Origin of the sequence: Pseudomonas citronellolis, from assembly GCF_029335315.1 — a bacterium.
In the GTDB taxonomy this organism is placed as follows: Bacteria; Pseudomonadota; Gammaproteobacteria; order Pseudomonadales; family Pseudomonadaceae; genus Pseudomonas; species Pseudomonas citronellolis_A.
In genome coordinates this window covers 26080-35706 of the sequence record NZ_JARJLT010000380.1, presented here as the reverse complement: position 1 = coordinate 35706, position 9627 = coordinate 26080, and the positions used below count along the sequence as shown (strand labels likewise).

The window sequence follows — 9627 nt, the reverse complement described above, 5'->3', positions numbered from 1 at the left end:
CGCGCCGGGCCAGCGCCGCGCGGTGGAGGAGGGCTGATGGATATCGACCTCGCCGCCTTCCACTTCCTGCGCCCGCTGTGGCTGCTGGTGCTGCTGCCGGGCGTGCTGCTGCCGCTGGTGTGGACCCGTCGCCACGACCTGGCGCGGCGCCTGGAGGGGATCATCGCCCCGCACCTGTTGCAGCACCTGGTGATCACCCCGCAGGACAACCAGCGCGTGCGCCCCGTGCACCTGCTCGGCGCGCTGCTGGTGCTGGGCGGCGTGGCCGCCGCCGGGCCGACCTGGGAGCAGGACCGCCCGGACTTCCTCGACAACCGCGCGCCGCTGATCCTGGCCCTGGACCTGTCGCCGTCGATGGACGCCGACGACGTGCCGCCCTCGCGCCTGGAAGCCGCCAAGCACAGCCTGCACGACCTCATCCAGCGTCGCGCCGGGGCGCGCACCGCGCTGATCGCCTACGCCGGCAGCGCGCACCTGGTGCTGCCGGCCACCGAGGACCCGGCGCTGCTCGACAGCTTCCTGCAGGCGCTGTCCAGCGGCCTGATCGAACGCAGCGGCAAGGACGCCCTTGGCGCCATCGAAGTGGCCAAGCGCCTGCTCGCCGCCGAGGGGGCGCCCGGCACCCTGGTGCTGGTCACCGATGGCGCCGACGCCAGGCAGTTCGACGCCATCGACAAGGCCCTGGACGGCAGCCCCTTGCAGGTGCTGGTGCTGGCGGTGGGCAGCCAGGACGGTCAGCCGCTGCTCGACGCCCAGGGCCAGCCACGCCTGGACGCCGACGGCCGGCCGCTGCTGGGGCACTTCGACAGCGCCGCGCTGAAAGGCCTGGCCAAGGCCGCCGACGCGCCGCTGGGCAGCCTGACGCTGAACGACGACACCCTGGACTGGATCGAACTGCACGCCCAGCAGCATTTCCAGGCCGCCCAGGGCGACGAGCGGCAGGTGCACTGGAAGGACGCCGGCTACTGGCTGTGCTGGCCACTGCTGGCCCTGGCGTTCCTGGCCGTGCGCAAGGGCTGGAAGGTGCACTGGCTGAGCGCGCTGCTGCTGGCCGTGGGCCTGGCCGGCGCGCCACCGGCGGCCCACGCCGGGGCCCTGGCCGACGCCTTCTTCACCCCCGACCAGCAAGGCCGCTGGGCCTTCGAACATGAGCGCTACCCGCAAGCCGCCGAGCGTTTCCAGGATAGTTACTGGAAAGGCCTGGCCGAGTACCGCGCGGCGGACTTCAAGGCCGCGCTGGTGACTTTCGCCAGCCTCGACACGGCACAGGGCTACTTCTACCAGGGCAACACCTACATGCGCCTGTCGAAGTTCGAGCAGGCCATGGCCGCTTACCGCCAGGCCCTCGCGCGCCAGCCGGGCTTCCCCGAAGCCACGGCGAACCTGGCCCTGGCCGAGGCCATGCAGAAGGACCGCGACGCCCAGCAGGAAGCCGGGCCGCCCAATGAGAAGGCCGACAAGGAGGTGTTCGACAACCCCGCCGGCAAGGGCAAGACGGTCAAGACCAAGACCGCCCGCGCCAGCTCCGACGAACAATGGCTGAACAACCTGACCACCTCGCCGGCGCGCTTCCTCCAGCGCAAGTTCCTGCTGCAGGACGCTGCGCGTACCCCGCCGGCGGAGGCCACGCCATGAAACGCCTGTTGCTGCTGTTGCTGACCCTGGCGCCGCTGCTCGCCCTGGCCGACCCCGCGCCCGAGGTGAAGGTGCGCGCCAGCCTGGTTCCCGCGGACTCGGTGCTGGTGGGCGGCACCCTGAACCTGCAGGTGGACGTGCTGGTGGACACCTGGTTCACCGACGCGCCACAGCTGCCGAAGCTGGAGCTGGACGGCGCGGTGGTCTCCGCGCCCAATGGCGAGGCGACCCACCTCAACGAACGGATCGACGGCACGCCGTTCTTCGGTCTGCGCTTCAACTACCAGATCACCCCGCAACGGGCACAGGCCTTCGCCGTCCCCGCGCTGGCTATCGTGGTGACGCCGGGGCAGGGCGACGGGCCGCTGACGGTGCACACCCAGGCGCTGAGCTTCAGCGCCCGCCAGCCTAGCGGCGCGGCGGCGGACCAGGGCGCGCGCCTGGTGGCCAGCCAGGTGCTGTTCAGCCAGTCGCTGCAGGCCTCGCACCAGCCGCTGCGGGTGGGCGATAGCGTCACGCGACGGCTCCAGGTGAAGGCGCTGGGCGCCCAGGCCATGCTCATCCCGCCGCCGGCCTTCGCCGAGGTGGAGGGGCTCAAGCGCTACGTGCAGACGCCGGAGGTGGGCCCGCTGAGCGACGGACGCGGCGGCGTGAACGGCGGCCAGCGCGCCGACGCGGTGACCTACGTGGTGAGCGAGGCCGGCACCTACAGCCTGCCGGCCATCGAGCTGAAATGGTGGGACACCGCCAGCGGCGAGGCACACACCGCTGCGGTGCCGGCGCTGGAGATCACCGCCAGCGGCGCGGCGAGCTACCAGGCTCCCTTCTCTCTGACCGACGACCTGCGCAAGCTGGGGCAGAAGGCCCAGGTGCATATCGCCGGGCATTGGTTGCTATGGGCGCTGGTGCTGGCGCTGCTGGCCATTGGCTGGTATTTGGCGAACGCCTGGGGCGCGCCGCTGGTCGGCAAGTGGCGCGCCTGGCGCCAGCGCCGCCGCCAGGCCCGGCTGGACTCCGCAGCCTACGCCTGGAAGCAGGTGCGCCCGCAGTTGCAAGGCTCGCCGCCGCAGTTGGGCGCCCTGTACCTGTGGCTGAGGCGTCGCACCGGGTGTCGCGAAATGAGCAGCTTGCTGCCGGAACTGCCCGCGCCAACTGTCAATTATTTGCTAGCTTTCTCCAGAGCCCGCTTCGGGCGCGGGCCACAGCAGGGAGCTGCCGCCGAGTTGACCGAGGCCTTGCCCGCACTGCACCGCGCCGTCGCCACCCGCGCCGCCGATGCGCCCGCGAGCGGCGGCCTGAAGCCGTTGAACCCATGAATCAAGGACGTCTCATGCACAAACCTTCCGCCCTCGCCGTACTGCGCTGGACTTTCGCCTTGCTGCTCTGCCTGCCCCTGCTGGGCCAGGCCGCCGAGGCGCTGCCTTCGTGGAACGACGGGCCGTCGCGGCAGGCCATCGTGAAATTCGTCGAGGCAGTGACCAGCGAGGGCGGCGCCGACTACGTGCCCCCGGCCGAGCGCATCGCCGTGTTCGACAACGACGGCACCCTGTGGAGCGAGCAACCGCTGTACTTCCAGGTGCTGTTCGCTCTCGCCGAGGTGAAGCGCCAGGCGCCGCAGCACCCGGAGTGGAAGGAGCAGCAACCGTTCAAGGCGGTGCTGGAGGGCGACCAGAAAGCCCTGGCCGACGCCGGCATGCAGGGCATCCTGCAGATCGTCATGGCCACCCACACCGGCATGAGCACCGAGACCTTCACCGCCAACGCCCGCCGCTGGCTGGCCAGCGCCACCCACCCGCGCAGCCACAAGCCGTTCACCGAGATGGTCTACCAGCCGATGCTGGAACTGCTGGGTTACCTGCGCGAGCACGGCTTCAAGACCTACATCGTCTCCGGCGGCGAGGTGGCTTTCATGCGCGCCTTCGCCGAGGAGGTCTACGGCATTCCGCCGGAACAGGTGATCGGCACCACCTTCGCCACCCGCTTCCAGGACAGCGAGGGCGACCTGTCGATCCAGCGCCTGCCCAAGCTCACCCACAACGACGACGGCGCCGGCAAGCCCGAGAGCATCGACGCCATCATCGGCCGCCGGCCGATCTTCGCCTTCGGCAACTCCGACGGCGACCTGCAGATGCTGCAATGGACCACCGCGGGCAAGGGCCTGCGCTTCGCCGGCCTGGTGCACCACACCGACGGCGAGCGCGAGTGGGCCTACGACCGCAAGAGCAAGGTCGGGCGCCTGGACAAGGCCCTGGACGAGGCCACCGACAAGGATTGGGTGGTGGTCGACATGGCGAAGGAGTGGAAGCGTATCTACCCGTTCGAGCAGAACCCGGCGGGCAATTGACGAACCACGCGTGCTAGGGGATTTCCAGCCAGGTAGTCGGCGTCTCCAGTGAAAACAGTCGTGGCTCACGACAAGCAAACTGGAATGGAGCAACAACAACGATGAAACGCACGGGAAGATGGTTGTCGCAGTTCGCCCTGGCGGCGACGGCGATAGTCGGATGCTCGCTGGCCAGCGCCGCTGACAAGCCGAACATCCTGGTGATCTTCGGCGACGATATCGGCCAGACCAATATCAGCGCCTACTCGTTCGGCGTGGTCGGCTACAGCACGCCGAACATCGACCGCATCGCCCACGAGGGCATGATGTTCACCGACTATTACGCGGAGAACAGCTGCACCGCCGGCCGCTCGACCTTCATCACCGGCCAATCGGCGCTACGCACCGGCCTGTCGAAAGTCGGTATGCCCGGCGTGCCGGTGGGCCTGCAGGACCGCGACGTGACCATCGCCCAGGCCCTCAAGGCCCACGGCTACGCCACCGGCCAGTTCGGCAAGAACCACCTGGGCGACCGCGACGAGTACCTGCCGACCAAGCACGGCTTCGACGAATTCTTCGGCAACCTGTACCACCTCAACGCCGAGGAAGAGCCGGAACGCCCGTACTGGCCGAAGGACGACGAAGCCTTCACCAAGGCCGCCTCGCCGCGCGGGGTGATCCATTCCTTCGCCGACGGCAAGATCGAGGATACCGGTCCGCTGAACAGCAAACGCATGGAGACCATCGACGACGACACCACCCAGGCCGCCATCAACTTCATGGAAAAACAGGTGAAGGCGGACAAACCCTTCTTCGTCTGGATGAACACCACGCGCATGCACCTGTTCACCCACGTGCGTGATTCGATGAAGGGCCAAAGCGGCATGCTCGGCAACGAGTACGCCGACGGCATGGTCGAGCACGACGGTGACGTCGGCAAGCTGCTCAAGGCGGTGGACGACCTGAAGATCACCGACAACACCATCGTGGTATACACCACCGACAACGGCCCGAACCAGTTCTCCTGGCCGGACGCGGCGACCACGCCGTTCCGCAACGAGAAGAACTCCAACTGGGAAGGCGCCTACCGGGTACCGGCGATGATCCGCTGGCCGAACCACATCAAGCCGGGCAGCGTTTCCAACCAGATGTTCTCCGGCATGGACTGGTTCCCGACCCTGCTCGCGGCGATTGGCGATACCGATATCAAGGAACGCCTGCTCAAGGGCGCCGACCTCGGCGGGAAGAACTTCAAGGTGCACCTCGACGGCTTCAACCAGCTGGACTACCTGACTGGCAAGACCGACAAGGGTGCGCGTAACGAGTTCTATTACTTCAACGATGATGGCGACCTGGTGGCCATGCGCTTCGGCGACTGGAAACTGGTGTTCTGCGAGCAGCGCGCGCCTGGCGGCTTCAAGGTGTGGAGCGAACCGTTCGTGTGCCTGCGGGTACCCAAGCTGTTCAACCTGCGCATGGACCCGTACGAGCGGGCTGACGTGGTGTCCGACCAGTACTACGACTGGCTGACCAAGAACGACTACCTGATCTTCCAGGGTGAACGCAAGGCTGCGGCCTTCCTGCAGACCTTCGTGGAATACCCGCCGAGCCAGCGCCCGGCGAGCTTCTCCATCGAGTCGGTACGCAAGGCGGTCGACGAGAAGATCGAAGCCAAGATGAAGCAGGGCGCCAAATAGTGAGCCATGCTCTGGGTGCCGCTTCGGCGGCGCCCGTCTACCGGCCCGCGACGGTTCCGCCGTCGCGGGCTTTCCTTTGTCCGACAAGGCAGTCCCGATGCCCTCGAGCGCAAGCCGTTCCGCCATGAGTTCCCGCAACGCGATTGCCCGACCGACCCACGCCCAGGCACGCCTGGCACTGCGCATTCCCGCGCTGCTGATGTTCGCCTCCGGCGGCGCGGCGCTGGTCTACCAGGTGCTCTGGGTCAAACAGCTGTCCCTGGTGGTGGGGGTGGAGGTGTACGCCGTCACCACCGCCATCAGTGCCTTCTTCGCCGGCCTGGCCCTGGGTGGCCTGGCCTTCGGCCGTCGCGCCGACCGCCTGCGCCGACCGGTGCGGCTGTACGCCGCCCTGGAACTGCTGGTGGCGCTGCTGGGTGTCGCCGCCACCTGGGCACTGGCCCACGCGGCCGGGCCCTTCGCGCGCCTGGAAGACAGCCTCGGCCCGCTGGCCTGGATGCTGCCGTTCGCCCTGGTGGGCCTACCGGCGTTCTGCATGGGCGGCACCTTGCCGGTGCTGGTGCGCGCCGTGCGCCCGCTGGAAGGCCAGACCGGCCACGCCGGCGGCGGGCTGTACGCGGCCAACACCGCCGGGGCCATCGCAGGAACCCTGCTGGCCGCCTTCGTGCTGCTGCCCACGCTGGGCGTGCTGGGCAGCGCCTGCGCCGCCGCCGCGCTGAACCTGCTGGCCGCCGCCGGCGCCTGGCTGGCCCGAGGCGAAACACAGGAGCCCGCCGAGACGGCGGCGCCCATCGCCGCGCCGCCACGCGCCCCTTCGGCGCGCCTGGCCATCGCCCTGTACTGCGTCGCCGGCGGCGTGGCGCTGGGCTACGAGGTGGTGTGGACGCAATCCATCGTGCAGTTCATGAGTACCCGCGCCTTCGCCTTCGCCGTGGTGCTGGCCACCTACCTCTGCGGCCTGGTGCTGGGCAGCGCGCTCTACGCCCGCCGCGCCGACCGCCTGCGCGACCCCTGGGGCCTGTTCGGGGTGCTGATCGCCGCCGCCGGGTTGCTGGCCATCCTGCAGATCGCCGGCCTCGGCCACTGGCTGGTGGGCGCGCAAAGCCGCGCCGAGATGCTGGTGCTGGCGGCCGGCGGCAGCGAGCTGGCGGGCATGTGCGCGCGCTTCGCGGTGGCGGCGTTGTGCGTGGTGTTCCTGCCCACGACGCTGCTCGGCGCGGCCTTCCCGCTGGCCGTGCGCCTGGGCGTGGACAGCACCCACGTCGGCCGCGACGTCGGCGTGGTGGTGGCGCTGAACACCCTGGGCGGCATCCTCGGGGTGCTGCTCACCGGATTCGTCCTGGTGCCCGGCCTGGGCCTGGTGCGCACGCTGGCGGTGCTGGCGGTGCTGGCCGCCGGCGTAGGCCTGGTGGCGGTGTGGCGCGGTACCGGCGTTGGCCGGGGCGCGCGCCTGGGCGTGGCGGCCATCGCCGTGGCCACGCTGGCCTGCGGCGCGCTCATCTCGCCCCGGCACCTGGCGGAACTGCTGCCGGCGGCGCGCAACGGGCAGATCACCTTCTACGAGGAAGGCCGCGGCGGCACCGTGGCCGTGGTGGAGCAGGGCAGGGGGCAGAACACCTTCAGCCGCCTGTACATCCAGGGCGTGTCCAACACCGGCGACGCCATGCCGTCGCTGCGCTACATGCGCCTGCAAGCGCTGCTGCCGTTGCTGATCCACAACGGCGAGCCGCGCTCGGCGCTGGTGATCGGCTTCGGCACCGGCATCACCGCCGGCGCCATGCTGCAGTACCGCGACCTGCGTCATCCGGTAGTGGCCGAGCTGCTGCCCGAGGTGCTGGCCGCCGCGCCGCAGTTCAAGGGCAGCTTCGACGCCATCCGCGACCCGCGCCTGGACATCCGCCTGCGCGATGGCCGCCGCGAGCTGCTGCGCAGCGCTGCGCGCTACGACATGATCACCCTGGAACCGCCGCCGCCCTCGGCCGCCGGCGTGGTCAACCTTTACTCGCGGGACTTCTACCAACTGGCCGCCGACCGCCTGGAAGCCGGCGGCATCGTCGCTCAGTGGCTGCCGCTGCCGACGCAGAACGAGGAGGACAGCCGCTCCCTGGTGCGCAGCTTCATCGATGTGTTCCCCTACGCTTCGCTGTGGACCACCGAGTTCCACGAGATGCTGCTGGTGGGCTCGCTGCAGCCGTTGCGGCTGGACGTGCCGCGCATCCGCGAGCGCTTCGCCCAAGCCCCCGTGAGCGCGGCGCTGGGCGCGGTGGGGGTGGACTCGGCGGAAGCGCTGCTGGCCACCTGGGTGACCGACCGCGCGGGCCTGGAAAGCTTCGCCGGCGACGCCCGGCCGGTCACCGACGACCAGCCGCGCATCGAGTACGCGCCCTGGGTGCGCGCCAGGGAAATCGCCCGCGTGCTGCCGAACCTGCTGGCGTTGCGTCGCGCACCACCGCTGGAGAACGCCGAACCCTCGTTCCGCGCCTCGGTGGATGACCACTGGGTGCGCCTGCGGCGCTTCTACGAGCTGAGCCTGCTGGCCTACCGCGGCGACCGCCAGGCCTGGGCCCGCGAGGCCGGCCAGGTGGCCCGCGACGATGGCGACAACCCCTACTACCGCTGGTTCCTCGGCGCGCCCTGAAGCGCCTGGCGCGCTACCGCGTTGATTCGTCCAATGTCGAGTGCATCAGGCACTGGGTTATTGCCCTTCGGGCCAGCGCAAGCGCTGTTCGCGATAGAGCCACGTCCCGCGTTCGCGGGGATGACGCTGGGAGAGGTGTACCCACCCCAACCCCGCAAACGCGAGAGTTCTGCGCGTAGGGCGCATAACGCCTACGGCGTTATCCGCCATTGCCATCACGGCGGATAACCGCGAACGGTTGTCGAGGTATGCGTGTAGACGGGGGCCGCGCTCGCGATTCGTCAGCCGCTCAGCAGCTGCCGGCGCCGCGCGCCCGGCGTTTGCCCGAACCAGCGCCGGCAGGCGCGGTTGAACACCGCCTGTTCGCTGTAGCCGAGCATGTTGGCGATCTGCGCCAGGGGGATGTCGCGGGCCGCCAGGTAGCCCTCGGCCTGCTCGCGGCGCACCGCGTCGACGATGCCTTCGAAGGTTTCCCCAGACTCGCCCAGGCGCCGCTGCAGCGTGCGTTCGTGCAGGCCCAGCTGCTCGGCCACCAGCGGCAGCCGGCAGCGCTGGGTCGGCAGCATGCGCAGGACCAGGCGCCGCGACATTTCCGTCAGGTCGGCGGCGCCCTGGGGTTCCAGCTGGTTGAGGAACTGCACCAGGGTGCGGCGAAGCGCCGGGTCCTGGCGCTCGATGCGTTGCTCCAGCTGCGCGCGGCTGAGCAGCATGGCGTAGCCGGCCTGGTTGCCGCGCACCTCGCTGAGGAAGAACCGACGGTAGCGCTGCGCCGGCACCGGGCTTGCGCCATACAGCTCGACCGCCTGGGCCTTGAAGCCGGGCCCGCAGAGCAGCTTGAGGGTGTTGTGCGCCACGCCCATGGCCAGCTCGGCCATCTGCCGCTGCTGGTGCACGCCGGGAATGCGCAGGGCGATGCACAGGCGCGGGGCCTGGCCCGGCGCCTGGTCCAGCTCCAGGTGGATGCCGGGGCTGTGGTAGCCGATGAAGCGCACCACGTCGCCCAGGGCGTGGCCGACGTTGTCGGAGTTCAGCGCAATGGCGGCGATCGGGCCGAGCACGTGAAGGTTCTGGTAATCGGCCATGCGCAGGCCGAAGTCCGGGCAGCCCAGCTCGGCCGCCACGCATTCGAGCATGCCCACCAGCGAACGCAGCGGCACTCGCGCGTCCTCGTCGTCGAGCAACTGCGGCTGGATGCGGAAGCGCCTCAGGTACTCCAGCGGGTCACGCCCGAACTGGCGAACCAGCTCGCGAAAACCGGCGAAGGAGGTGGTGCGGATGAAGGGTTCCATGTCGTGAAGAATCAATTATCTGTCAGCAAAGATCAATCAATCCAA

Annotated in this window: 6 protein-coding genes; 5 read left to right on the top strand and 1 reads right to left on the bottom strand. The window is 69.6% G+C overall.

Translation table 11 applies throughout. The annotated features are described in order from the left end of the window. Positions 1–36: 36 nt before the first annotated feature. The 5 genes from P3W75_RS28730 (at position 37) to P3W75_RS28710 (ending at position 8293) form a co-directional block, all read left to right on the top strand. On the top strand, positions 37–1635 hold the full coding sequence (locus tag P3W75_RS28730; protein WP_276230718.1) for a VWA domain-containing protein: 1599 nt from the start codon (positions 37–39) through the stop codon (positions 1633–1635). After that, positions 1632–2951 carry a hypothetical protein gene (locus P3W75_RS28725; protein WP_276230717.1) on the top strand — a complete coding sequence of 440 codons (1320 nt, stop codon included), beginning with the start codon at positions 1632–1634 and terminating at the stop codon, positions 2949–2951. The genes P3W75_RS28730 and P3W75_RS28725 overlap by 4 nt, the downstream gene beginning before the upstream one ends. Positions 2952–2965: 14 nt before the next feature. Continuing rightward, positions 2966–3979 (top strand): HAD family hydrolase, encoded by a 1014-nt coding sequence (locus P3W75_RS28720; RefSeq protein ID WP_276230716.1) that lies wholly within the window; start codon positions 2966–2968, stop codon positions 3977–3979. A 101-nt stretch (positions 3980–4080) separates the two neighbouring features. Next, complete coding sequence (locus P3W75_RS28715; protein ID WP_276230715.1) at positions 4081–5655, top strand: arylsulfatase; 1575 nt, start codon at positions 4081–4083, stop codon at positions 5653–5655. A 124-nt stretch (positions 5656–5779) separates the two neighbouring features. Further along, positions 5780–8293: a fused MFS/spermidine synthase gene (locus tag P3W75_RS28710; protein WP_276230714.1), complete on the top strand. Its 2514-nt coding sequence runs from the start codon at positions 5780–5782 to the stop codon at positions 8291–8293. Between the two features lie 281 nt (positions 8294–8574). Here the strand turns inward: P3W75_RS28710 and P3W75_RS28705 are convergent, their stop codons facing one another. After that, positions 8575–9582 (bottom strand): AraC family transcriptional regulator, encoded by a 1008-nt coding sequence (locus P3W75_RS28705; protein WP_276230713.1) that lies wholly within the window; start codon positions 9580–9582, stop codon positions 8575–8577. Positions 9583–9627: the final 45 nt, after the last annotated feature.

Coding starts and splice junctions, on each gene's coding strand:
- P3W75_RS28730 (WP_276230718.1), top strand. CDS start 37: ATGGATATCGACCTCGCCGCCTTCCACTTCCTGCGCCCGCTGTGGCTG.
- P3W75_RS28725 (WP_276230717.1), top strand. CDS start 1,632: ATGAAACGCCTGTTGCTGCTGTTGCTGACCCTGGCGCCGCTGCTCGCC.
- P3W75_RS28720 (WP_276230716.1), top strand. CDS start 2,966: ATGCACAAACCTTCCGCCCTCGCCGTACTGCGCTGGACTTTCGCCTTG.
- P3W75_RS28715 (WP_276230715.1), top strand. CDS start 4,081: ATGAAACGCACGGGAAGATGGTTGTCGCAGTTCGCCCTGGCGGCGACG.
- P3W75_RS28710 (WP_276230714.1), top strand. CDS start 5,780: ATGAGTTCCCGCAACGCGATTGCCCGACCGACCCACGCCCAGGCACGC.
- P3W75_RS28705 (WP_276230713.1), bottom strand. CDS start 9,582: ATGGAACCCTTCATCCGCACCACCTCCTTCGCCGGTTTTCGCGAGCTG.